This window comes from Acinetobacter sp. CY73, assembly GCF_059515865.1.
The window spans coordinates 12,655-38,685 of the sequence record NZ_JCAKMZ010000016.1; the positions used below are offsets into that span (position 1 = coordinate 12,655).

The window sequence follows — 26,031 nt, forward strand, 5'->3', positions numbered from 1 at the left end:
TTAATTTTCCATATTAGGGATACAGCCATGCGTCGTCAAAACTTATGGATAGCAATGATTGCTACAACTGCAACACTAGGGACAGCTGCAACACATGCAGATTTTATTGATGACAGTAATGTGCAACTTAAATTTAAAAATTTCTATTTGGATCGTGAATACGATCATGAAGCAGGGCGAGGTGTTACTTCAGGATATGGTAACTGGACGCAAGCTGTCACTTTAGATGCTAAGTCTGGCTATCATGATATTGGTGCAGGCATTCAGGTTGGTGCTGATATCCTTGCTCAATACGCAGTTAGTTTGAAAGCCAATGGCAATGATATACACATGCCATTTGATGCTGCTGAAGGTCAATCCGAGCGTGATAATGCTAAATTGGGAGCAACTTTAAAAGTTAAAGTGTCTGAGACAGAACTGAAAGTGGGTGATTTATTGCCGATGTCTCCAGTCATATTTTTTGACCCATCACGCCAGTTATTAACGACGTATAGTGGTGCATGGTTAGAATCTAAAGATATTAAAAATACAAAACTGACTTTGGCCTATATTGATGGCATTAATGCGCGTTATGATAATCAATATCAAAACTTAACTTTGTTCCCGCAGAATGACTTTGCTAAAGCAGAAGCCGCGAACAAGTCTACTGATGACGGTATGTATATTTTGGGTGTTGATCACCAGTTCACACCAAAAATCGGTGGTAGCTATTGGTATGCAGATGTTACCAATATCTATCAACAACATTATGTTGCTGCAAACTTCAAAACGAATTTAACTGAAAAAACAAAGTTAGATACGCATGTTCGTTACTTTGATAACAGTGAATCAGGTGACAAACTTTATGGGAACATTGATAGCCAAGCGGTATCAGCTGGTGCAAAAATGAACCATGGTATGCATACTGTTCAACTCGGTTACCAAGAAATGTTTGGTGATCATGGTAGTGAAGCCACGATGTTCCCAACATTGGGTGGTTGGGTGCCACAACCTTACTTAGACAACTGGTCAGTAGCGAGTTTCATTCGTAAAGATGAGCGTTCTTGGAGTTTGGGCTATACCTATAATTTTAAAGATGCTGGAATTTCAGGTTTAACCGCAACTGTGCGTCATTTCCGTGGCGATAATATTGATATGGGTGTGGGTCAACCTGAAGGCAAAGAAAATGAAAACAACGTGATTATTAATTATGTTGTGCCTGAAGGTAAGTTGAAAGGCTTAGGCTTCAACTATATGTTCATTGATACGAACTATAACTTTGGCAATGACCTGCAAGAACATCGTATTGCAACGACCTATAGCTATAAATTCTAGTGGTTAAATTAGGGTGAACCTAAGTTTCACCCTAATTGCTATTCTTTTAAATTAAAAAAACCATATTAAACAATAGTTTAAATTATTGTTTTAAAGTTGCTTGCTATCGTAATAATGTATCAGTTTGATTGGGCTGAACAGTTAATATAAGCGTGTAAAAGATCATTTTTGATGAGTCAACTTGTCGTTGAATTCTGTAAATGAGATGGATGCGTAAGCAAAAGACTTAAGAGGACTATTATGAGCACTGTTCAAATCCCTGAATACACAACCGATCCGTTCTTTGGCTTAGAAGACAAATGGATTGAAACAGCAGAAGGCGAGTTGACGCATTACCATGAAATTGGTGAAGGTACGCCAATCTTATTTTTACATGGTTCAGGTACGGGTGTATCTGCAGCTGCGAACTGGTGGTTAAACCTTCCGCAAATTGGTGAGCAAGCACGTTGTATCGCGATTGATACGATTGGTTATGGCCAAACAGTTGTCGCTCCGAATACTGCATATGGTATCCGTGCTTGGGTTGATCACGCGGTACGTACCTTAGATGCTTTGGGTATCGAGAAGACTTGGTTGGTGGGTAACTCTTTAGGTGGTTGGTTAGCTTTCCAAATGGCGATTGATTACCCAGAACGTATTTTGGGTATCGTGTCCATGGGTACAGGCGGTGCAGTACAAACTGCTGCGCTTAAAGCGCATGCAAACCCAGTGTTGACTGTTGAAGGGGTTAAAAAGACACTTTCTATGTTTGTGGTCAACAAAGACTTAATTACAGATGAACTTGTCAAAGTTCGTTATGAATCAGCTGCAAATGACTACGCATCAAACCGTTTGATGGATGTTGTTGGTGCACGTGACCGTGACCGTTTTGAATTCCCACTCGACTTTGAAAAAATGAAAGACATTACCGTACCTGTATTGTTGATTCACGGTACTCAAGATGTGGTGATTCCAGTGTCGCGTACTTGGGATATCTTAAATGTTGTACCTAATGCAGACGCTCACATTTTTAGTCAATGTGGTCACTGGTCTCAAGTTGAAAAAGCTGACGAATTTAACACAGTGATTAAAAACTACCTTGCTGTACATGGCGTAAAATAATACGTTGATAATGTAAAAAAGGATGGTTTACCCATCCTTTTTTTTAACCTTTAAGAATCAAGTGAATGAGTTATTGATAATCAGTATTGTTTGTAGGGTTGTACATAATCACTGAATAAAATATGGATATGTTTATAAGTGATTTTACAAGAAAAAATAGCCTAAAATTGCATTAGACTTAAGTTGTATGACGGGGATTTGTTGAGCAAATTTGAGATTTTTTCCAATTAAATTACTCTGAATAAAGTGCTAATTCGTGATAGTTTTTACTCAAAAATAATTAGACTAAAGTCTAAGGATAAATTTAAAAATATCATCTATAAATTTGAGAAATACATCGCCATCGTATCTATTATTCATAGCGATGTATGAAAATTAATCTAAAAATGAGCTTAAACGCGGTTAATATCTAAATAAAATACACCACTGAGCAAGTCCATAAATTTGTGTACACCTATTGAATCTGAGTTTTTTCTATAGCTTGCATAGAGATCGATAGAGGGTAATTCGACATCAAGCGGGCGAATAACCGTATTGCTCATGGTGAGTGGAGCAATATAGCCGGGCAGTAATGTACAGCCTAAATTCATGCCAATTGAGTTAATGTTAAATAGGATGTTATCTGCAGTTTGGACGATATTTAAGCGGATATCATGCTTTTTGGCGAAATCTAAAATGGTTCTATTTAAGGTTTGAGATTGCAATTCAGAAGGAATAATAAAGTCGATACCATCCAGCTCTTTGACTGGAATGCGTTCATATTTTGCCAAAGGGTGATCTTTGGGGAGTAAGAAGATCAGGGGTTCACGTAGCACAAATTGGCTCTCAATTTCATCACTAAACAGACTTTGACGCGTAAAAGCGATATCTATCTCACCTTTTTTGAGCAATTTTGACTGTTCTGAGTTGTTCAAACTCATCAGTTCAATTTTTAAATCTTCATTTTGAACGCGTAAATTTGGCAGGACATAAGGGAAGATTTTCATTTCTACCACAGGAACAAAGCCAATGCGGAGGAGTTGCTGTTTCGCTTTGGCAACTTGACGCGCCATAGCGACAGCTTTATCTGCTTGAGCAAGGGTTAAACGTGCTTGCTCTAAAAAGATATGACCTTCTTCAGTAAGTTCTACCTTTCGTTTTGTACGATAAAGCAATGGAACACCAATCTCAGTTTCCAAATCTTTAATTTGCTGGCTGAGCGAGGGCTGTGCTGTGTAGAGACGAAGTGCAGCTTTGGTGAAGTTAAGTTCTTCAGCAACTGCAATGAAGTAACGAAGATGACGTAGTTCCATATAACCTTCCAAAGATTGATTCATACAAAGTCTTAATATGATCCGCGTGCAGTATAGTTCAGAATCAATTCATCAGAGAAGAGTGGGCTCTATGCCTTTATAATTAAGGGTGGGTGATTAAAAGTGGATTTATCACCTATTTTAAAACCTATTGATTAATTGCTAAAAGATATTGATTCAAACAAAAAAAATATTTCCCCAAAACGCCATCAAAATCCATCATCGTCGACAAGTTGAGTCTATTGAATTTGTGTCTTATCCAGTCACAGGAGAGCATTTCATGAGTGGAAAAATTGATGTGCGCGAAATCGACGCTTTAGTCGATGCACAAAATGGACGTATCACGCCATCTATTTATACAGATCCTGATATCTATGAATTAGAACTTGAGCGTGTTTTTGGTCGTACTTGGTTGTTTTTATGCCATGAAAGCCAAATTCCTAAGGCTGGTGACTTCTTCAATACCTACATGGGCGAAGATCCAATTATCGTTGTTCGTCAAAAAGATGGTTCGATCAAAGGTTTACTCAACCAATGTCGTCACCGTTCTATGCGTGTAAGTTTTGCAGACTGTGGTAATACACGTGCGTTTACTTGCCCATACCACGGTTGGTCTTACGGTACAGACGGCTCACTTAAAGATATTCCACTTGAAGATCGTGCATTCCCACAAGGTGCATGTAAAGAAGAGTGGAGCTTAATCGAAGTTAACCGCGTTAAATCGTATAAAGGTTTAATCTTTGGTTGCTGGGATGAGACTACACCTGATTTAGAAGAATACATGGGTGATATCGCTTGGTACTTAGATGGCGTATTAGATCGTCGTCCAGGTGGTACTGAGATCATCGGTGGTGTTCATAAGTGGGAAATCGAATGTAACTGGAAATTTGCAGCTGAACAGTTTGCATCTGACCAATACCACGCATTGTTCTCTCATGCATCTGCGATCCAAGTATTGGGCGCAAAACCAGATGACGACTCTACGAAGAAATTAGGTGCTGCACAAACTGCACGTCCAGTATGGGAAACTGCGAAAGACGCAATCCAATACGGCGCGCGTGGTCACGGTTCAGGCTTCTTCTTCACAGAAAAACCAGATGCGAACGTATGGGTTGATGGCGAAGTTGCAAACTACTTCCGCGAAACTTACGAAGAAGCGAAAGAGCGTCTTGGTGAAATCCGTGCGTTACGTCTTGCAGGTCACAACACCATGTTCCCAACATTGTCTTGGTTGAACGGTACAGCAACACTTCGCGTATGGCACCCACGTGGTCCAAACAAAACTGAAGTATGGGCATTCTGTATTGCCGATGCTGAAGCGTCTCAAGAAGTGAAAGAAGCGTTTGAACGTTCTGCAACGCGCGCATTTGGTCCTGCTGGTTTCCTAGAGCAAGATGACTCTGAGAACTGGGTAGAGATTCAAAAAGTTCTACGTGGTTATAAAGCACGTAAAAACCCACTCATTATGGAAATGGGTATGGGTCAAGAAAAAGTTCGTGAAGATGGAATTCCTGGTATCACAAACTATATCTTCTCTGAAACAGCAGCGCGTGGTTTATACCGTCGCTGGGCTGACTTACTCATCCATGAAAAATGGGAAGATGTAGAAAAAGCGGCTGACGAATACGAAAAGGAGATGATGAAATGAGCCAAATTAGTTTAGAACTTCATCATCAAATTAGCCAATTTATGTACCGTGAAGCAAAAATGCTTGACGATTGGCAGTTCCGTCCTTGGTTAGATGTACTTGCAGAAGATATTTCTTATACGCTACGCACCACACCAAACGTACAAACGCGTGACCGTCGTCGTAATCTTGAATTACCGACAACTTGGGTGTTTAACGACAACAAAGATTTGTTAGAACGCCGTGTTGCACGTTTAGAAACAGGTATGGCATGGGCTGAAGAGCCTCCATCACGTACCACACACATGGTGTCAAACATCATCGTTGAAGCAACTGAAGTTGAAGGCGAATACGATGTGCATTTGACGTATTTGTTGTATCGCACACAGAAAGAGAAAGATGTCACAATCTACTGTGGTAAGCGCCATGACAAAGTACGTAAAGTAAATACAGAGCAAGGCTTTGAAATCTTCCAACGTCAAATTATTTTAGACCAAGTGACTTACAGTTCACATAACCTGAGCGTGTTCTTCTAATGAATAAAATTTTTGTATGTCAAGTTGATGACTTAGATGAAGGCGAAGCATTGAAAGTAGATTGTGGCGTGAATGGTATCGAAGCGCTTGCAGTGTTCAACAATGGTGGTGAATTTTTCGCTATGAATGATCGTTGTTCACATGGCAATGCATCCATGTCAGAAGGCTACTTGGAAGATGATGGTACAGTTGAATGTCCATTACACTCAGCACGTTTCTGCTTGAAAACGGGTGAAGCACTTTGCTTACCTGCAACTGATCCAATCCAAACTTTCCCAGTGATTGTTGAAGATGGTCAGTTATTCGTAGAAATGGCAGGAGAGTAAGCATGGGCTGGCTACAAGGCGAAGTTGCACTCATCACTGGCGGTGGTTCGGGTTTAGGTTGGGCTTTGGTTGAGCGTTTTTTAGAAGAAGGTGCACAGGTTGCGGTTCTTCAACGTTCACAAGATAAAGTTGATGCTTTAAATGAACATTTTGGTGGTCGTGTATTGGCTATCGCTGGTGATGTAGCTTGCTATGCAGACAACGTCCGTGCTGTTCAAGCGACTGTTGAACGTTTTGGTAAGTTAGATTGTTTTATCGGTAATGCAGGGATCTGGGATCACTATGCAGATATCGTGAGCATGTCTGGCGAACAACTCGAAAAAGCATTCGATGAGATCATGGGCATTAACACCAAGGCGTTTATCCTTGGTGCTAAGGCTGCGTTAGATGAGTTGGTCAAATCTGAAGGTTCAATCATCTTCACATTGTCTAACTCTGCGCTTTATTCTTCTGGTGGTGGTCCAATTTATACTGCATCTAAACATGCAGGCGTGGGCATTATGAAAGAGTTGGCCTATGAACTTGCACCCAAAGTGCGTGTCAATGCTGTTGCGCCATCTGCAATGAATGTGAACATCAAAGGTGCTGCGTCATTGGGTCAAGATAAACTGGGTCTTTTAGATGCACGTGATCCTGAGAAAATTGCGCGTGGAATGCCACTCGACTTTTTACCTGAACCTGAAGATATGACAGGTTCATACGTGTTATTGGCATCTCGTGCCAATAACCGTCCACTGACAGGTGTTTTAATTAATGCTGAATGTGGTTTAGGTATTCGTGGTTTACGTCAGCCTCGCGCAGGATACTTTGACCAATAAAAAATTTAGTCTAACTCAAATAGACTGATCGGCAGCCTGTTCTAGGCTGCCTTCCTTTTAAGGAGTCTCTCATGGCCGTTAAACTCATTTGTGCATCGCACAGTCCGTTAATGGAATTTGCTTCACCTCAAGATCAATCTCAAGAGCAAAAAGTGCGTAGCGCTTTTGAACATTTATCTGCTGAAGTCAAAGCTTACGACCCAACCCTCATCATCACTTTTGGTCCTGACCATTTTAATGGTTTCTTCTACGATCTAATGCCAAGTTTCTGCGTGGGTATCCGTGCAACTGCAGCAGGAGATTGGGACTATGGTAAAGAAAATAACAACATCGATGTACCTGAAGAAACTGCACTTTCTTTAGTACGTCGTGTGTTAGATGAAGGTGTTGATGTTGCATACTCTTATCGTATGCAAGCAGATCATGGTGTGACTCAACCCTTACATTTCTTATGTGGTGGTCAACTCGATCGTTATCCAACGATTCCCATCTTTATCAATGGTGCTGCAGCACCCATGCCAACCACGAAGCGTACCATTGCTTTAGGTCGTGCTGTAGGGCAGTTCATCAAGTCTTTAAACCTTGAAAATGAGCGTGTACTTGTCTTGGGAACAGGTGGTCTTTCTCATGATCCACCGACACCACAAATGGGTTCAGTGCCACCTGAAGTGGAAGAATTCCTGATTGCAGGTCGTAATCCTACTGAAGAAGCACGTAATGCTCGTCAGGCGAAGATCATTGCTGTTGGTCAAAAATTGGCTGCGGGTGATACTTCGGTTGCTGTGCCACTTAGTCCTGAGTGGGATATCGCATTGCTTGAGACATTCAAATATGCTGATTTTGCAGCAATGGAAGCCATGACTGAAGCAGAAATTCGTCGTGATGGTGGTCGTGGTGGTCAAGAAGTTCGTTCATGGATGGCGGCCTTTGCTGCATTGAGCGAAATGGGTGAATACGAGATGACAACGCACTGCTATGAAGATATCAGTGAGTGGATTGCGGGCTTTGGCATCGTCTCTGCAGAGTTAAAAGGTTAATAACATGAGCAATGTAAACAACATCGTGATCGTTGGTGCGGGCCAAGCAGGTGCGAGTGCAATTTTAGAACTTCGTGGCAACAAATACGAAGGTAAAATTACATTGATTGGTGATGAAACGCATCTTCCTTATGAGCGTCCACCACTATCAAAAGATGTGATTCTAAAACCTTCCGACACCAAAATCGAAATTTTATCGGAAGAGAAATTAGCTGATCTAGGTGTAGAAACCATTCGTGGAAATGGCGTTGCGAAAATCAATGCAGAAGCGAAAACTGTTGAACTTCTCAACGGCGATGTTGTTTCATACGACAAATTATTAATTGCAACGGGTGGTGCAGCACGTCGTTTACCCAACTTTGATGCTTTAGGTAAACACGTTTATACGCTGCGTAACCTTGAAGATTCACAAGCGTTGGTTCCTGTACTTCAAGCGGGTCAACGTATCATCCTCATCGGTGGTGGTGTGATCGGTCTTGAGCTTGCATCATCTGCACGTTTCAAAGACTGTATCGTGACTGTCATTGAAATGGGTCCAATGGTAATGGGTCGTTCATCTCCACGCATTCTGAGCGAATTCTTGCTTGAACAGCAAAAGTTAGCAGGAGTTGATGTTCGTCTTTCTACCTCTATTGCAGATTGTCGCCTTGAACAAAATCAGGACGGCGAAGAAATTGTCATCACTTTAGCGGATGGTGAAGAACTCCGTGCTGATGCGGTGGTTTATGGCATCGGTATTGTGCCGAATGCACAATTGGCTGTAGACGCTGGTTTAGATGTTGATTTTGCGATCAAAGTGAACGAAAACTGCCAAACGTCTAATGCGGATATTTATGCAGCGGGTGATGTAGCCACTCAACTTCGTGACTGTGGTAACCATCGCCGTGTTGAAACGTGGGAAAATGCAAACTTACAAGCAGGCATCTTCGCACGTCACGTGATGGGTGTAGAACATCCAGCTGTAAACCCAGCTTGGTTCTGGACAGATCAGTTTGATATTAATTATCAGTTTGTTGGCGATATGGCAGCAAGCGATTGGCAAGTTCGAGGTGAGATCAAGCCTGAACTTCGTGCAGAGTCATCTTTTGTATTGTTTGGTATCACTAACGGTATTATCGTGGGTGGGATCACTGTGAATGCGGCCAAAGAAATGCGTCATCTTAAAAAGTTGATTAGCAAGCAAGCGCCTTTTGAAGCAGATAAATATCTAGATTTAACGCAAGATTTACGTAAACTTGTGAAATAATTGGATTGAAAGAATAACGGAACAGACCTCAGGCAACTCAGGTCTGTTTTTGTATTTACAATATTTAATTTCAAATACTAATATTTAAATTTATTAAAGATCAATCGCTTTGAATCAGGCTAATTGCCCTAAGTAACAGAGAACGCTATGAATTCATCCTCCTTACCTGTGACCGCAAGCATTTATGCGCTATTGGTGTTGATTTGGGCAGCAACACCTTTGGCAATCGTATGGAGCGTGGCAGAGATTCATCCGATGTGGGTGCTGATCATTCGTTACTTTGGTGCATCGATCATTGCTTTATTTTTACTCAAAATCATGCGCGATCCTTTGCCATTTGATCAAACCTCAATGAAAAGCTATTTGGCGGGAAGTTTAAACCTGATTGGTGCGCAACTGTTTATTTATCTAGCAGCAAACTATTTAACCTCAGGATTGATGGCGCTCATTTTCGGGTTTTCACCTTTGATCGCTGGCTTGATCGGTCATGTGATTTTAAAAACACACAAGCTCACCTTAATACAATGGACTGGCATGGCTGTCGCTGTGCTTGGACTGAGTTTCGTGTTTGCTGAATCTGCAGATGCTAAAGTGAATCCGTGGGGGATTGTACTCATGCTGATTAGTATGATTTCTTATATCAGCTCGATTTTTTGGGTGAAACAAATTAATGCACCTTTAAGTCCAATGTCTCAAGCCACAGGGTCTTTAATTTTATCTGCGCTTGGTTCATTGTTGATCATTCCGTTTATTTGGCAACATATTCCAACAGCATTGCCAAGTACCCAAGCGATGATGGGTTTCTTGTTTACCATGATCATGTCTTCGATTGTTGCGATGCTCTGCTATTTCTGGCTAATCCGCCGTTTAGCGGCTTCAACAGTATCTTTGAGTAATGTGATGACACCTGTGATTGCTTTAGTGCTTGGTGCTACCTTAAATAATGAAGTGATTCATGGAATTGCATTTATCGGTGTTGCAGTGGTGATGATGGGACTCATGATGTATTTTAATCAAGAATTGCGTAAATTAATCAAGGGCTGATTTTATTACCTGATATTTAAATATCGCTTTTGATCACTGTTGATGATTGTTTAAGTGCCCAAAACAATCAGATCTCACATACAAAAAATAAAATGTATGAGAGGTTTAACAGTAAGCCTGTAAGAATGATGGATTAATTACAAAAAGTAGCGTTCAAGCCAATGTATTTTTTTTAATATTGCTTCATGCTGTATCCGTAGTATTTAGTTGTTTTTCTGCAAATATTTGCGTGAATTTTGACATAACAAAATGCGCTGATAAATTGAAAATAAGCTAATTATTCACAGTAAAGAACGAATAGTGTACAAGTTTCCATTTTGTCACATTATTATTTTAGAATAAGGGCGTGAAAACGATAGAAAGCTGTTTATTTTATTTCAAAATTCGTTATCATCCGCCCTCTGGTTATGATGAATAAACTATCGTCTAATTGGAATCTATAAAGCACCGAGTCAAAGGACCGCAAGTCACCCGACTTATTTCTTTCAACCCATATCAGAGATGGTAATTCGATATGAGCGTTTCTTCTGTAAATCCTGCCCCTAATTCTACTAACGAATACTATTTAACTCGCCAAAGTCAAATGGAATCGAATGTTCGTAGCTATCCACGTAAATTACCGTTGGCAATAGCAAAAGCTTTAGGATGCTGGGTTACTGATGTTGAAGGTACAGAGTACCTCGATTGTTTAGCTGGGGCAGGAACATTGGCTTTAGGCCATAATCATCCTGCGGTCATTCAAAGTATCCAAGATACACTTGCTAGCGGTTTACCGTTGCATACTTTGGATTTAACGACGCCTTTAAAAGATGCTTTCACTGAAGCTTTACTTGAGCAATTACCGGGTGGTAAGGCTGAGTATTGTCTACAGTTCTGTGGTCCGTCTGGTGCAGATGGTACAGAAGCAGCAATTAAATTAGCAAAAACGTACACTGGTCGTAGCACTGTAATCAGCTTCTCTGGCGGTTACCACGGTATGACGCATGGTGCTTTGGCAATGACAGGTAATTTGTCTGCTAAAAATGCTGTGAATGGCTTAATGCCAGGTGTTCAATTTATGCCGTATCCGCATGAATACCGTTGCCCATTGGGTCTTGGTGGTGAAGCGGGTGTAGATGCACTCACTTATTTCTTCGAAAACTTCATTGAAGACGTTGAAAGCGGTGTAACGAAGCCTGCAGCTGTTATTCTTGAAGCAATTCAAGGTGAAGGTGGTGTGGTCACAGCACCTGTAAAATGGTTGAAAAAAATCCGTGAAGTGACCGAAAAGCACAACATTGTGTTGATTCTTGATGAAGTTCAAGCAGGCTTTGCACGTTCAGGTAAAATGTTTGCCTTTGAACATGCAGGTATCGAACCTGATGTAGTCGTCATGTCTAAAGCAGTCGGTGGTAGTTTACCGCTTGCCGTTCTTGGTATTAAACGTAAGTTTGATGCTTGGCAACCAGCGGGTCACACGGGTACTTTCCGTGGTAACCAATTGGCGATGGGAACGGGTCTTGCAACGATCAAAACGATTAAAGAGCAAAACTTAGCTCAAAATGCGTCTGATCGTGGTGACTTCTTACAAGCTGAATTGAAGAAATTAGCTGTAGAATTCCCTTGTATCGGTAACGTACGTGGCCGTGGTTTGATGATTGGTGTTGAAATTGTCGATGAACGTCAAGCGGCAGATCACATGGGTTCATTACCAGGTGATGGTCAATTGGCAGCAGCAATCCAAGCAGCATGTTTTGATAACAAATTATTGTTAGAAAAAGGTGGTCGTAACGGTACAGTGATTCGTTTACTTTGCCCATTGATCATCAATCATGATGAATGTGTTGAAGTGATTGCACGCTTCAAGAAAGCACTTGCTGAAGCACTTGTTGCAACTCGAGGCGCATAAGAATGGTTGATTTTGCAGAACATCGTAAAGCGTTATTCTGTAATGATGCAGAGTCCATTGCTGATTATCAGTCAGCAATGGATTCAGCTGTAAAAGCTGTATCTGCATGGTTGCAAAATGACAAAATGTACACGGGCGGTAGTATCAAAGAGCTTCGCTCTGCAATCGCATTCAACCCTTCTAAAGAAGGTTTAGGTGTACAGAAATCTCTGGATCGTATGGTTGAGCTTTTCTTAAATAAAAGCTTAAAAGTACATCATCCGCATTCTTTGGCGCATTTGCATTGCCCAACCATGGTAACAAGCCAAATCGCTGAAGTGTTGATTAACGCAACGAACCAATCAATGGACTCATGGGATCAAAGCCCTGCAGGTTCTTTGATGGAAGTTCAGCTCATCGATTGGCTTCGTCAAAAAGTAGGTTATGGTGCAGGTCAAGCAGGTGTGTTCACCTCTGGTGGTACGCAGTCTAACTTGATGGGTGTACTCCTTGCGCGTGATGCTTGCATCGCAAAAAACTGGAAAGACGAAAACGGTAATCCGTGGTCTGTACAGCGTGATGGCGTGCCAAGCGACGCAATGCGTAATGTGAAAGTCATCTGTTCTGAAAATGCACATTTCTCTGTGCAAAAGAACATGGCAATGATGGGTATGGGCTTCCAATCAGTCGTGACTGTTCCTGTGAATGACAATGCGCAGATGGATGTTGATGCACTTGAAAAAACCATGGTACACCTTCAAGCGGAAGGTAAGATTGTGGCATGTGTGGTTGCTACTGCAGGTACAACCGATGCAGGTGCCATTGATCCATTGAAAGAAGTTCGTGAAATCACCAACAAATATGGTGCGTGGATGCATATTGATGCGGCATGGGGTGGTGCACTCATTCTTTCGAATGACTATCGTTCTATGCTTGATGGTATTGAGTTATCTGATTCAATCACACTCGATTTCCATAAGCATTATTTCCAAACGATTTCATGTGGCGCGTTCTTGCTGAAAGATGAAGCAAACTATCGTTTCATGCACTACGAAGCGGAGTACTTAAACTCTGCTTATGATGAAGAACACGGTGTGCCTAACCTAGTCTCTAAATCACTTCAAACAACGCGTCGTTTTGATGCGTTGAAATTGTGGATGACAGTTGAAGCATTGGGTGAGGAACTTTACGGTTCTATGATCGATCACGGTGTGGGTTTAACACGTGATGTTGCAGCCTATATCGATGCAACTGACGGTTTAGAAATGTTGGTAGATCCGCAATTTGCTTCAGTATTGTTCCGTGTGATTCCTGAAGGTTATCCAACAGAATTACTCGATACATTGAACCAAAACGTAGCAGATGAATTATTTGCACGTGGTGAAGCGAATATTGGTGTCACTAAAGTCGGTCAAGTTCAATCATTGAAAATGACGACTTTAAGCCCAGTGGCAACTTTAGAGAACGTGAAAAATTTGCTTGCACTTGTGCTTGCAGAAGCTGATCGTATCAAAGGTCCAATCGCTGATGGTACTTATACGCCTGCAATTGATTAAACAATTGTCTGTGTTTGGAAAGGAGATCATTTGATCTCCTTTTTTTGTGTTTGAAATGAGGTGGTTAAATTGTTTTTTCTTAAGAAAACTTAGTAAGTTTGATAGCAGTATGGACTATCCAAGTTGATAGTGCGGCTCTTAAAAATAAAGTGTATATATGGATTGATATTACTCAATGATCTAAATATAAACATAAGCTTAGGTGCTCAAGTGAATTTAAAAAAACCATACTCTCAGTCGTTTTAGGAGCAGCATTTTTCTCAAATACTGTTCACGCTGCTGATATTATTATCAAAAATGCGAATGTTTTTGATGGCACAGGCTCTGATCTGATTAAAAATGCACATGTCATCATTGATGATGGAAAAGTGAAAGCGGTTCAAACAGGAAAAATAAAAGAGAAAGCGGATCAGGTAATTGATGCTCAAGGGCGAACCGTCATGCCGGGTCTTATCAACAGTCACCTTCATCTTTTTTGGAATTTTTATGATTTACCCCCAAAAATGCCTGCAACAAATGATGCACAAGCAGAAGCTTTCATCCATGGAGAATTGTCTGAGCGATTGCGTGGTCATTTAGAACAGGGGATTACTTCAATCTTATCGCCTATTGATTTCTGGCCTTATATTGATCAAGTAAAGAAGAAAGTTGAGTCAGGGGAAATTTCAGGACCCCGTGTATTTATGGCAGGTCCTGTACTCCTTCACTCGGGTGATTATTATGCTTGTGGTGGTTTAACAGGTGAAGAACTCAAATGGTGTGATGAACATGTACGTTTACCCATTGATACGCCTGAACAAGCCAGAGCATCGATGAAAAAATTGGTCGGATACAATACCGATGTCGTGGTTTATGATGGTGTGACCAACGTCAAAGAATTTAATCAAGAGACTTTGAGAGTGATTGTTAAAGAAGCACATCAGCATAATTTAAAAGTGCTAGTACACAATGCTGATGCTAAAAATGTGCCTGCCATGATTGATGCAGGTGTTGATGTGTTTATTCATCCGCCATCAATCACGAAAGATATGGATGGAAAATACTTAAATATATTGGGTGAGAAAAAGATACCGATTGCCATCACCTTGGGCTTTCTTGAGCGCTATATCGGTCTTGGTTTTGCTAGCGAAAAAGATAAAAATGATTATGATATTTTAAAAAATAATGTTCAGGTGATGTTGAAAGCAGGTGCAGTACCATTGTTTACTTCTGATGTTCCAGGGATTCCACCCAAAGAGGTCATTCCAATGGTGACCAAAGTCATGAAGGGGCAAGGCATTGATAACAAAACTATTTTATTGTCGGCAACCAAAGAAGGTGCAAAAGCACTTGGAGCTAAAGATCTAGGTACACTTGAAAAAGGCAAAATTGCAGATTTGATTATTGTTGATGGTGATCCTTTAAAGGATATCTCAGCATTAGAAAAGGTGAAACTCGTAGTTAAAGATGGTGCAGTGGTGGTTGATCATCTCAAATAAATAATTGTTTTTAGCGAATAAAAGATTTAAAAATCCGCATGTTAACGTTGCGGATTTTTTTGATAATCAAATATTAAACGCTGGATTGGCAATAATTTATAAAAATCATAGAATCGTAATAAAGCTGTAACCTCTCTGTCATATTATAAAATCAAAATGCATATATCGAAATAAGTACAATACTTCAATAAAAAGTAGCGTACTCCATATTTGCATATATTGAGAGATATCTAGATGCGCTTAAATAACATCGTAATTGCATTAGCTTTAACTGGGGTGGCTGCAGCAACAACCGCGAATGCAGCGCGTGATACGATTCAAATTGCTGGTTCTTCTACAGTTTTACCTTATGCAAGTATCGCAGCTGAAGAGTTTGGTAATAACTTTCCACAATTTAAAACACCTGTGGTCGGTTCTGGCGGTTCATCAGGCGGTTTAAAGCAATTTTGTAATGGTGTAGGCGACAACACAATCGATATCGCGAATGCATCTCGTAAAATTAAAGATTCAGAATTGGCAGCGTGTAAAAAAGCAGGTGTTAACCAAGTAATAGAAATTAAAATTGGTTATGACGGTATTGTTTTTGCTTCAAATGCCAATAAAGCGGCTTACAAATTACGTCCACAACATGTATTTGCTGCATTAGCTGCACAGTTGCCTTCTAACGGTAAAATGGTTGCAAACCCTTATACACGTTGGAATCAAATCGACAAATCACTTCCGAATGAACCGATCACTCTAGTGATTCCAGCTTCGAATCATGGAACGCGCGAAGTCTTCCAGGAGAAGATGGTGGATGCAGGTTGTGAATCTTATGCTGCAATTAAGTCTTTAGATAAAGATGCCATGAAAAAAGCATGTACCACTTTCCGTAAGGATGGTCGTGTGGTTGAGATCGCAGGCGATTACACTGAAACACTGGCACGCTTAAAAACGTCTCCAAGTGCGGTGGGTGTGTTTGGTCTAGGTTTCTATGATCAAAACCGTGACCGTTTACGTGTTGCAACTGTGAATAATGTTGCGCCATCTGAAAACACAATCTTAAACGGTTCTTACCCAGTTTCTCGCCCATTGTTCTTCTATGTGAAAGGCGAGCACTTGAAATCAATCAAAGGTTTACCGCAATTTACCGAATACTTCATCAGCAAAAAAGTGTCAGGTAAAGGATCTAAATTAGAAAAAGCGGGTCTGATTTCAATGTCTGATAAAGAACGTGCTCAAGTTCTTGCGAACTTCAAAGCAGGCAAAGCAGTTAAATAATCGTTGAAACATAAACTGATGGTGGGCGTGTCCCATCATCAGTTTTTTGCTAAATATATTTTTTCAATGCGTCATTGAAAATTGGTGGAGAATTCATGAATCTGCTACTCATCGGGGTGTTACTTGCATTAATTGCGATAGCGTACCAAATCGGGTTGACTAAAAGCCGTAAATTAGCAGGTCAGGGCAGTAACTCTGCAATGCTACATTCACGTCCAGGATACTATGGTGCATTGGTTGCACTGTGGTGTGGGATTCCAGCTTTTCTGATTTTAATCGTGTGGAACATTATTGAACCCAGCATTTTTAAACATGTGGTGCTGAATAATATTCCTGCAAATATTGCTGCAACATTAGATCCTGCGAGCATCAGTGTACTTGTAGATCGAGTACAAGCGATTGCATCAGGTTTCGGTGTAAGCGATCAGCCATTGGCTTATGAATTAAAAGCCGCAGAACAATTAGCAAAAATTGAAGTGATTGGATCATATGCAAAATTTGCAGTGGTACTTTCAGCGGCAATGCTCGGTTTAGTTTGGGCAAAGAAAAAAATATCTGAGCAATATCGTGCACGTAATCAAGTTGAAAAAATAATAAACATTAGCTTGGCATTGTGCTCAGGTGTTGCGATTTTGACAACGATCGGCATCGTGATGTCGATGTTTAGTGAAGCTATGCGTTTCTTTAGCTTTGTGAATCCTATGGATTTCTTCTTTGGAACAGAGTGGAACCCAGGGTTTAGCACGTCAGGAAGTGCTGAAGGAAGTTATGGTCTATTGCCATTGCTTTGGGGAACATTAATGGTCAGTGGTATTGCACTTTTAGTTGCAGTTCCAGTGGGTTTAATGATCGCTATTTATTTAGCAGAATATGCATCTTCATCTTTCAGATCTTGGGCAAAACCTGCAATCGAAATTTTAGCGGGTATTCCAACGATTGTTTATGGTGTTTTTGCTTTGATGATCATTGGACCATTTGCCAAAAGTTTAGGTGCAATGGTGGGGATAGATATCAACGCAACCAGCGCTTTAACAGCAGGTTTTGTGATGGGGATTATGATTATCCCATTTGTATCCTCACTTTCAGACGACATTATTACGCAAGTGCCTCGTTCACTACGCGATGGTTCATTAGGCTTAGGTGCGACCAAGTCTGAGACGATTCGTCAAGTGGTTATTCCTGCAGCTTTGCCGGGGATTATCGGTGCATTCTTATTAGCGGCTTCGCGTGCCATTGGTGAGACCATGATCGTGGTATTGGCAGCGGGTAACAGCCCATTATTACATGCGAATCCTTTAGAAGCGATTTCGACAGTGACCATCACGATTGTGAATCAGTTGACTGGTGATACGGATTTCGCAAGTCCTCAAGCTTTGGTTGCCTTTGCATTAGGTCTGACTTTGTTTGTCATTACCTTAGGTTTGAACATTGTAGCACTGTATATCGTGCGTAAATATCGTGAGCAATACGACTAATGACGACTACAAACTCAACTCAAATGGATTCAAATCTTGACGCAATGAACGCTGCGGAAGTACGTGAGAAACGTAAACAAAAAATCCAAAGCTCTTTGGCGAAAAGACACCGTAAAGAGAAAACCTTTAAATACTTCGGATTTTCTGCAGTTATTCTCGGTCTGTTTTTTGTTGCCCTATTATTCGGTAGTATTTTATCGAAAGGTCTCCCAGCTTTTTGGCAAAACAGTTTAACGCTGCCGATCCATTTCGATCCTGCTGTGATTCAAGTATCAAAACAACCTGTTCAAACAGCCAATGAATCACCTGCACAGTTTGAAGAACGCTATATCGCTTGGCAAACTGAGATTGGGATGGTGGATTGGGATGCCTTGATCGTCAATGCAATGATCGCAAAAGATCCTGCGCTTGAAGCGAAGCGTGATGAACTATCAAGTCTTTATACCAGTTCAGAAGCATATCGTTTACGTGATATGTATATGCAAAACCCAAGTTTATTGGGTACGAATAATGAAGTGAAAGTCTTGGCAGATGCAAATGTTGATGTGTGGCTAAAAGGTGACATTGATCGTAGTTTGTCAGATGAACAACAACAGCTCAGCCCTGAAGTTCGTCAAATTGCCGATGATTTGAAAGCCAATGGCATCATTGAAAGTACTTTTAACACGAATATTTTTACGAGTCCTGACTCACGTAGTTCACCAGCAACTTCTGGTTTAGCAGGTGCATTCATGGGCTCCTTGTTCATGATGATGATCGTGATTTTAATTTCGATCCCTGTCGGTGTAGCTTCCGCGGTTTATCTAGAAGAGTTTGCTCCTAAGAACTGGATTACCGATGTGATTGAAGTCAACATTAACAACTTAGCGGCTGTTCCTTCAATTGTTTTCGGTTTACTGGGGGCGGCAATCTTCATTGGTTGGATGCATTTACCATTGTCGGCACCTTTGGTCGGTGGTTTGGTATTGAGCTTGATGACTTTGCCAACGGTGATTATTACCACACGTGCATCACTCAAAGCGGTACCGCCATCTATTCGTCAAGCTGCTTTAGGTTTGGGTGCATCTCGTTTACAAACAGTATTTCACCATGTATTGCCGTTGGCTTTACCGGGTATCTTAACAGGTGCAATTATTGGTGTAGCTCAAGCTTTGGGTGAAACTGCACCACTCTTATTAATTGGTATGAGTGCGTTCGTTGCGAGTGTTCCTGCAACGCCATTTGACCAGTCTTCGGCTCTGCCAGTCCAAATCTTCCTATGGCAGGGTAATGAACTTCGTAACTTCTTTGAAGGGCGCACAGCAGCTGCGATCATTGTGTTACTTGCATTGATGATTGGATTAAACAGCTTAGCCATTTGGTTACGTAAGAAATTTGAAGTTCGTTGGTAATTGAGGTCATATGATGAATATTGCTAGCGCTACTAAACCCAATTCCTTAGAACAGGATAAGTCCGTGAATCAAGAACAATCACAAGTATCATCTATGGGTACTGAGCAAACTAAATCAGCGACACCGTTTGTTTCGCAATTTGAAACGCCATCTTCTAAGAAAGACCAAAAGCAATCGACGGTAAAATTAAGTACGTCAGATGTGCATGTTTACTACGGCGAAGCTGAAGCGATTAAAGGAATTGATCTCAATATTTATCAGAACGAAGTCATTGCATTTATCGGCCCTTCAGGCTGTGGTAAGTCGACTTTCTTGCGTACTTTAAACCGTATGAATGACACGATTGATTCGTGCCGTGTGACGGGTAAAGTGATGCTAGATAACCAAGATATCTATGATCCGAACTTGGACGTGGTTTTACTTCGCGCTCAAGTGGGTATGGTTTTCCAAAAGCCAAACCCATTCCCGAAATCAATTTTTGACAATGTCGCTTATGGCCCTAAACTGCATGGTTTAGCACGTGATAAGTATGATCTTGAAGAGATCGTTGAAAACAGCTTGCGTAAAGCGGGGCTTTGGGATGAAGTGAAAGATCGTTTGAACCAACCGGGCACAGGATTGTCAGGTGGTCAGCAACAACGTCTATGTATTGCACGTACGATTGCCGTAAGCCCTGAAGTGATTCTGATGGATGAACCTTGTTCTGCACTTGATCCAATTGCAACGGCGAAAGTGGAAGAATTGATCTCGGAACTCTCTACTCAATATACGATTGCAATTGTAACGCACTCGATGCAGCAAGCAGCACGTGTATCGGATCGTACGGCTTATTTCCATTTGGGTGATTTGATTGAAGTAAACTCTACCGAAAAAGTCTTTACACAACCCGATCATCAATTGACAGAAGCGTATATCACAGGCCGTTTTGGTTAATTCTCAGCATCTATTGAGCGATAAAAAAAGAAGAGCAAATATGCTCTTCTTTTTTATTTCTAAGTTTTGTTAATAATTTTGACTGATATCAAGATTGTATTTGAAATGGATTGAAGTACTCTAGGTATTCAGAATGAATTGAAATCCAGAATTTATTTTTACTATAAAAAACCAAACAGCTTTTGAATCAATGTTTTAATAATAGAGAATGAAATAACAAAATTAGAGACTTTAGATGAAATTTAATCACAGCTTAGCACTGAGTATAGCCATTTCAGGCAGTTTGATCTTGAGTGGTTGCGCGTCATCGCAATCATCTCCAAAAATAGAAAATAAAACGTCAGAACAAATACAAGTACTTGATCAAATCAAGCTTAGCCCTGAAAGGATGATGAGCCATCTGAATGCTTTCCAAGAGATTGCACAGAACAACGGCGGAAATCGTGCTGTTGGAACAAAAGGTGGTTTGGCATCGGCGAAATATATTCTCGATCAAGCGAAAAGTGCAGGATTCAATCCACAAATATTGGCTTTTGAGAATCGTGAAAAAACCGTAGGGCAAAATATTTTAGTTGAGATCGCGGGTCAATCGAAAGAATCAGTGATCATGATTGGTGCGCATTATGATTCAGTGAAAATGGGACCAGGAATCAATGACAATGCGACAGGCGTTGCAACGCTTATAGAATTAATGCATGCATTAAAACATTCTAAGCAAAAGCCGAAACATACGATTGTGCTCGCATTTTGGGATTCTAAAGAAGTGGGAATCGCAGGATCACAAGATTATGTCAAGAAACTCACTCAACAGCAGTTGGATGGAATCAAAGCCTATATCAATGTGGATATGGTGGGCACAAAAAAACCGAATATTATGATTGCAGATGCTGATAAGTCCTCTGTAGATGAAATGGAAGCGGTGCTTAAAGAACGTGGTATGAGTGAGTCAGACTATAAGCCTTTAACAGATGGTTTAAGGTCTTTACCGAATCATGCTGGAGATTTGGCGCTAGAACAGCATTTAAAAGCTTTTTTCAAATCAAAACAATTGACGATTAAAGAAGATGTGTCAACTTTAACAGCCAGTGATACTTTAGCCTTTTTAGGAAAAGTCCCTATTACCTCGGTGATTCTATTTAATGAACAAATGAAAGGGGATGAGCTTGAATTTGCACCGTGTTATCACAAGGCCTGCGATACCATTGATCAAGTCGATCCTCAGTCCTTGGCAATTGCTGCCGATGCGATTGTGTATTTGATCAATGAAATAGATTAATGTCATTATTTTTCAGTAGAAGTTTGTCTTTGGTCACCTTAAAAGCGTTTAGGAATAAAAATTATTGCGCTATTCATAGCAAAGATGATGATTCAGTCTGATTCATCATCTTGCTTAGAATTATTTAGATACAAGCCATCCTTTCTATTTATTCAGTTGATATTCAAATTTTTTATCTGAAATTCAAAGTTTTCTTGAGCAATTGGCTGATATTAGATGTGACATTCTTTAAATTCTATCTAGCTGATTGGCGGAATAAGAAGTAGAATATGCGCTCTCTTCAAGTCACATTGTGGCAAGGTTATTTAGGCCTGCCCGTGGAGCCAAAATCAGCATGTTTATCGTTGCCGGTGCACCTGCACATTCTTCTTTTAAGAAAACTCAACTACTTTCACGTTTAGCGTCTATTAGTTCAGTTCAATCTATCGAAAGCCAATGGGTCTACCTCTTTGACCAAGCGCTGGGTGAGCAACAACAGCAATCCGCTTTACAGCTTCTCAATGATGGTGAGTCATTTGACCTCCGCCAAGCTACAAGTGATGAAATTCAGATTTTAGTCACACCACGTCTAGGCACGATCTCGCCGTGGTCATCTAAAGCGACTGACATTTTTGCCAACTGTAATACGCCGATACACCGCCTAGAACGCGGTGTTTTGTTTACTTTAAAAGGTATTTCTGAAATATCAAATGAAGTGAAACACGTTTTACATGACCGTATGACTGAAAGTGTTTTCAATAACATTGAAGATGCTGCTGCATTATTCTCTGAAACAGAGCCTAAACCTTTAAACTCAATTGATATCTTGGGTCAAGGTAAAGAGGCTTTGGTTAAAGCAAACGCTGAGTTTGGTTTTGCATTGTCTGATGAAGAAATTGATTATCTAACGGATGCCTTTGTTAAAATGGGTCGTAACCCGCATGACATTGAGTTGATGATGTTTGCCCAAGCGAACTCTGAGCATTGCCGTCATAAAATCTTTGGATCTGAATGGACAATTGATGGTGAAAAACAACCATTGTCATTGTTCCAAATGATTAAGAACACTTATAAAGAATCTCCTACAGATGTATTGTCGGCATATAAAGACAATGCTTCTGTCATCGTGGGTTTTGATACTCAGCGCTTTTATCCAAAATTAGATGCAGAATCTGGTCAGCACATTTATAAGTATAAGAGCCAAGCTGCTCATATTCTTATGAAGGTAGAAACACATAACCATCCAACTGCAATTGCACCATTTGCTGGTGCTGCGACAGGTTCAGGCGGTGAAATCCGTGATGAAGGCGCAACAGGCCGTGGTGGTAAGCCAAAAGCGGGTTTAACTGGTTTTACAGTTTCTAACTTAAATATTCCTGGGTTTGAACAACCTTGGGAAGAAAACTACGGTAAACCATCTCGCATGGCTTCTCCACTTCAGATCATGATTGATGGTCCTTTGGGTGGTGCTGCATTTAACAACGAGTTTGGTCGCCCTGCGTTGAATGGTTACTTCCGTACATTCGAACAAAATGTAAATGGCGATGTAAAAGGTTTCCATAAGCCCATTATGATTGCGGGTGGTTACGGTAATATTCGTCCTGACCATGTAGAAAAAGATCCAATTTTACCAGGTGATTTGCTCATTGTGCTTGGTGGTCCTGCAATGCTGATCGGTTTAGGCGGTGGTGCGGCATCTTCTGTAGATAGCGGTAAGCTAGGTGAGAACTTAGACTTTGCTTCTGTGCAACGTGAAAACCCAGAAATGGAACGTCGTTGCCAAGAAGTGATCGATACGTGTTGGCGTATGGAAGACCATAACCCAATCGTATCTGTACATGATGTCGGTGCGGGTGGTGTTTCAAATGCAATGCCTGAGTTGGTGAATGACCATGAGCTTGGTGCAGTCCTTGATCTTCGTAAAATTCCATCTTTAGAGCCTGGCATGTCTCCAATGGAAATCTGGTCAAACGAAGCACAAGAACGTTATGTACTTGCGATTCGCCCAGAATCTTTACCATTGTTTGAGTCGATCTGTGCACGTGAACGTTGCCCGTTTGCAGTACTAGGTGAAGCAACTGAAGCACGTCATTTAACAGTTGAAGATCCATTGTTTGGTAACAAAGCTGTTGATATGCCAATGCAAGTGATGCTTGGTGGTACGCCTCGTATGAGCCGTTCTTATGATTGTATCGAACGTCATGGTGATGACTTTGATGCATCTAAAGTAACAGACCTAAAAGATGCGATTTACCGTGTTCTTAAAAATCCTACCGTTGCGTCTAAATCATTCTTGATCACCATTGGTGACCGTTCGATTACAGGTATGGTTGCACGTGATCAGTTTGTAGGTAAATGGCAAGTACCTGTAGCAGATGCTGCTGTTACTACAACAAGTTTAGTAGGTTACACAGGTGAAGCAATGGCAATGGGTGAGCGTCCACCCGTTGCATTGTTAAATCCTGCTGCTTCTGCACGTTTGTCTGTGGCTGAATCGATTACCAATATCATGTCTGCAAAAATTGACCAAATTAGCGACATCAAATTGTCTGCGAACTGGATGGCTGCGGCAGGTCAGGTGGGTGAAGATCAAGCATTATTTGAAGGTGTAAAAGCCATCGGTATGGAAATGTGTCCTGCTTTAGGTATCGCCATTCCTGTAGGTAAAGATTCTTTATCTATGCGTACCACATGGAATGATGAAGGTATTGATAAATCCGTAACTTCTCCTATGACAGGCGTGATTACAGCATTTGCACCTGTAACGGATGTACGTCAAACATTAACACCTGAACTTAAAGATCTTGAATCTGTACTTGTACGTATTGATTTGTCTAAAGGTCAATTCCGTTTAGGCGGTTCGATCTTAGCTCAGGTTTACAAAGCAATTGGTTCAGTGACACCTGATGTAGATAATTTTGACGATTTCAAAGCATTCTTTGCATTGGTACAAGATTGGAACAACCGTGGCTTGATTAAAGCTTACCATGACATTGGTGATGGTGGTTTAGTTACAACTGTTGCAGAAATGATGTTTGCATCTCGTTTAGGTGTAGCACTTGAAGATCAATCTGTAGAAAGTGTATTTGCAGAAGAAATTGGTGCGGTATTGCAAATTTCTAAAGCGGATTGGGTAGCATTAGAAGCTGAAGTTGCGGCATCTTCATTACGTGATGCAATTGCAGTTGTAGGTACTGTAAACAATACAGATACTTTAACTGTCAATGGTTTAACACTTGATCGTGCTGATTTGCAAGTCGCTTGGACTGAAGTATCTCATCAAATCCAACGTTTACGTGACAATATTGAAACTGCGGATCAAGAGTTTGCTTTAATCACCGATAAAAATCATAAAGGTTTAATCGCACAGCCGACATTCGATTTGAATGAAGAAATTGAAGCGCCGTATATTAATGGCCGTCGTCCTAACATGATGATTTTACGTGAACAAGGCGTAAATGGTCATGTAGAAATGGCTGCTGCATTCGATAAAGTAGGCTTCAACACTGTTGATGTTCACATGAGCGATTTACTTGCTGGTCGTATTAGCCTTGATGATTTTGAAGGCTTGGTGGCATGTGGTGGCTTCTCTTACGGTGACGTATTGGGCGCTGGTGGTGGTTGGGCGAAATCTGTATTGTTCAATCCGAAACTTCGTGATCAATTTGAGAAATTCTTTAATCGTGACGAAACCTTCTCTTTAGGTATTTGTAATGGTTGCCAAATGCTGTCTCAACTTGCACCACTCATTCCGGGTGCAGAAGCTTGGCCACGTTTCCACCGTAATACGTCCGAAATGTTTGAAGCCCGTGCGGTAAACGTTCGTGTTGAAAAATCAAACTCTGTATTGCTTGAAGGTATGGACGGTTCGATCTTACCGATCGCAGTTGCACATGGTGAAGGTCGTGCGGTTGCAAGCGCGGACAACTTTGCTGCATTAAATGCAGGTAACCAAGTCATCTTACGTTATGTAGATAGCCATGGTAACCCAACACAACATTACCCAATGAACCCGAATGGTTCGCCTGAAGCGATTTCAGGTGTGACATCTACAGACGGTCGTGCAACGATTATGATGCCTCATCCAGAACGTAACTTCCGTGCTTTACAGCATTCTTGGAAACCTGAAGATTGGGATCAAGACGGTGCATGGTTACGTATGTTTAGAAATGCACGTAAATTTATCGGTTAGTACTAGATGAGATTAAAAAAACCACCCGAAGGTGGTTTTTTTATTTTTAAATATCTTCTTTAAGACTTGGTTTAAATTTTGCTTTTATAGAGGTTAGGGCACGTGTGTCATTTAGCACATACGGCTAAGGATAATAAATAACCCGAATCCTGCTTAAGGAAATGAGATCATTCTTCTTGAGACTTATCCATCATTTTGAGCATAAAAAAGTCTATGCTTTGGTCTGATAACACTAAAAACTAATCATAAAATTAAATTTAGCTTATGATTTTAAAGAAAAAT

The 26,031-nt window shown here is 40.8% G+C and carries 19 protein-coding genes; 18 read left to right on the forward strand and 1 reads right to left on the reverse strand.

Annotated features, from left to right (window positions below; all coding sequences use genetic code 11):
- Positions 1–27: 27 nt before the first annotated feature.
- On the forward strand, positions 28–1,314 hold the full coding sequence (locus tag AC5YD2_RS09030) for an OprD family outer membrane porin (protein ID WP_496126013.1): 1,287 nt from the start codon (positions 28–30) through the stop codon (positions 1,312–1,314).
- Between the two features lie 240 nt (positions 1,315–1,554).
- The gene (locus AC5YD2_RS09035; protein WP_496126014.1) at positions 1,555–2,415 is read left to right on the forward strand and encodes an alpha/beta fold hydrolase; all 861 of its coding nucleotides are present in this window, start codon (positions 1,555–1,557) and stop codon (positions 2,413–2,415) included.
- A gap of 392 nt (positions 2,416–2,807) precedes the next feature.
- On the opposite strand, the gene hcaR is transcribed toward AC5YD2_RS09035, so the two are convergent.
- Positions 2,808–3,707 carry a DNA-binding transcriptional regulator HcaR gene (hcaR, locus tag AC5YD2_RS09040; RefSeq protein WP_496126076.1) on the reverse strand — a complete coding sequence of 300 codons (900 nt, stop codon included), beginning with the start codon at positions 3,705–3,707 and terminating at the stop codon, positions 2,808–2,810.
- A 280-nt stretch (positions 3,708–3,987) separates the two neighbouring features.
- Here hcaR and hcaE point away from each other — a divergent pair, with 280 nt between their 5' ends.
- The 16 genes from hcaE to purL all read left to right on the forward strand — a co-directional run bounded on the left by hcaE (position 3,988) and on the right by purL (position 25,749).
- Positions 3,988–5,355, forward strand: coding sequence for a 3-phenylpropionate/cinnamic acid dioxygenase subunit alpha (hcaE, locus tag AC5YD2_RS09045; RefSeq protein WP_496126015.1), 1,368 nt, complete (start codon positions 3,988–3,990; stop codon positions 5,353–5,355).
- Complete coding sequence (gene hcaF / locus AC5YD2_RS09050) at positions 5,352–5,870, forward strand: 3-phenylpropionate/cinnamic acid dioxygenase subunit beta (protein WP_496126016.1); 519 nt, start codon at positions 5,352–5,354, stop codon at positions 5,868–5,870. The genes hcaE and hcaF overlap by 4 nt, the downstream gene beginning before the upstream one ends.
- Positions 5,870–6,196, forward strand: a complete 327-nt coding sequence (gene hcaC / locus AC5YD2_RS09055; protein ID WP_496126017.1) for a 3-phenylpropionate/cinnamic acid dioxygenase ferredoxin subunit — start codon at positions 5,870–5,872, stop codon at positions 6,194–6,196. Before hcaF ends, hcaC begins: the two co-directional genes overlap by 1 nt.
- 2 nt (positions 6,197–6,198) lie before the next feature.
- Entirely contained in the window at positions 6,199–7,014 is an 816-nt protein-coding gene (hcaB, locus tag AC5YD2_RS09060; RefSeq protein ID WP_496126018.1) for a 3-phenylpropionate-dihydrodiol/cinnamic acid-dihydrodiol dehydrogenase, read from the forward strand.
- Positions 7,015–7,085: 71 nt separating this feature from the next.
- Positions 7,086–8,051 (forward strand): 3-carboxyethylcatechol 2,3-dioxygenase, encoded by a 966-nt coding sequence (locus AC5YD2_RS09065; protein ID WP_496126019.1) that lies wholly within the window; start codon positions 7,086–7,088, stop codon positions 8,049–8,051.
- Between the two features lie 4 nt (positions 8,052–8,055).
- The gene (gene hcaD, locus AC5YD2_RS09070; RefSeq protein WP_496126020.1) at positions 8,056–9,297 is read left to right on the forward strand and encodes a 3-phenylpropionate/cinnamic acid dioxygenase ferredoxin--NAD(+) reductase subunit; all 1,242 of its coding nucleotides are present in this window, start codon (positions 8,056–8,058) and stop codon (positions 9,295–9,297) included.
- Between the two features lie 147 nt (positions 9,298–9,444).
- The gene (locus AC5YD2_RS09075) at positions 9,445–10,341 is read left to right on the forward strand and encodes a DMT family transporter (protein ID WP_496126021.1); all 897 of its coding nucleotides are present in this window, start codon (positions 9,445–9,447) and stop codon (positions 10,339–10,341) included.
- 514 nt (positions 10,342–10,855) lie between these two features.
- On the forward strand, positions 10,856–12,229 hold the full coding sequence (locus AC5YD2_RS09080; protein WP_496126022.1) for a diaminobutyrate--2-oxoglutarate transaminase: 1,374 nt from the start codon (positions 10,856–10,858) through the stop codon (positions 12,227–12,229).
- A 2-nt stretch (positions 12,230–12,231) separates the two neighbouring features.
- Positions 12,232–13,764: a pyridoxal phosphate-dependent decarboxylase family protein gene (locus AC5YD2_RS09085; protein ID WP_496126023.1), complete on the forward strand. Its 1,533-nt coding sequence runs from the start codon at positions 12,232–12,234 to the stop codon at positions 13,762–13,764.
- Between the two features lie 368 nt (positions 13,765–14,132).
- Entirely contained in the window at positions 14,133–15,242 is a 1,110-nt protein-coding gene (locus AC5YD2_RS09090) for an amidohydrolase family protein (RefSeq protein WP_496126024.1), read from the forward strand.
- A 234-nt stretch (positions 15,243–15,476) separates the two neighbouring features.
- Complete coding sequence (locus AC5YD2_RS09095; RefSeq protein ID WP_496126025.1) at positions 15,477–16,502, forward strand: substrate-binding domain-containing protein; 1,026 nt, start codon at positions 15,477–15,479, stop codon at positions 16,500–16,502.
- A 95-nt stretch (positions 16,503–16,597) separates the two neighbouring features.
- On the forward strand, positions 16,598–17,977 hold the full coding sequence (pstC, locus tag AC5YD2_RS09100; RefSeq protein ID WP_496126026.1) for a phosphate ABC transporter permease subunit PstC: 1,380 nt from the start codon (positions 16,598–16,600) through the stop codon (positions 17,975–17,977).
- Positions 17,977–19,368 (forward strand): phosphate ABC transporter permease PstA, encoded by a 1,392-nt coding sequence (pstA, locus tag AC5YD2_RS09105; protein ID WP_496126027.1) that lies wholly within the window; start codon positions 17,977–17,979, stop codon positions 19,366–19,368. Before pstC ends, pstA begins: the two co-directional genes overlap by 1 nt.
- 13 nt (positions 19,369–19,381) lie before the next feature.
- Positions 19,382–20,302: a phosphate ABC transporter ATP-binding protein PstB gene (gene pstB / locus AC5YD2_RS09110; RefSeq protein ID WP_496126077.1), complete on the forward strand. Its 921-nt coding sequence runs from the start codon at positions 19,382–19,384 to the stop codon at positions 20,300–20,302.
- Positions 20,303–20,537: 235 nt separating this feature from the next.
- Positions 20,538–21,578, forward strand: a complete 1,041-nt coding sequence (locus AC5YD2_RS09115; protein ID WP_496126028.1) for a M20/M25/M40 family metallo-hydrolase — start codon at positions 20,538–20,540, stop codon at positions 21,576–21,578.
- A gap of 334 nt (positions 21,579–21,912) precedes the next feature.
- Entirely contained in the window at positions 21,913–25,749 is a 3,837-nt protein-coding gene (purL, locus tag AC5YD2_RS09120) for a phosphoribosylformylglycinamidine synthase (protein WP_496126029.1), read from the forward strand.
- Positions 25,750–26,031 lie beyond the last annotated feature (282 nt).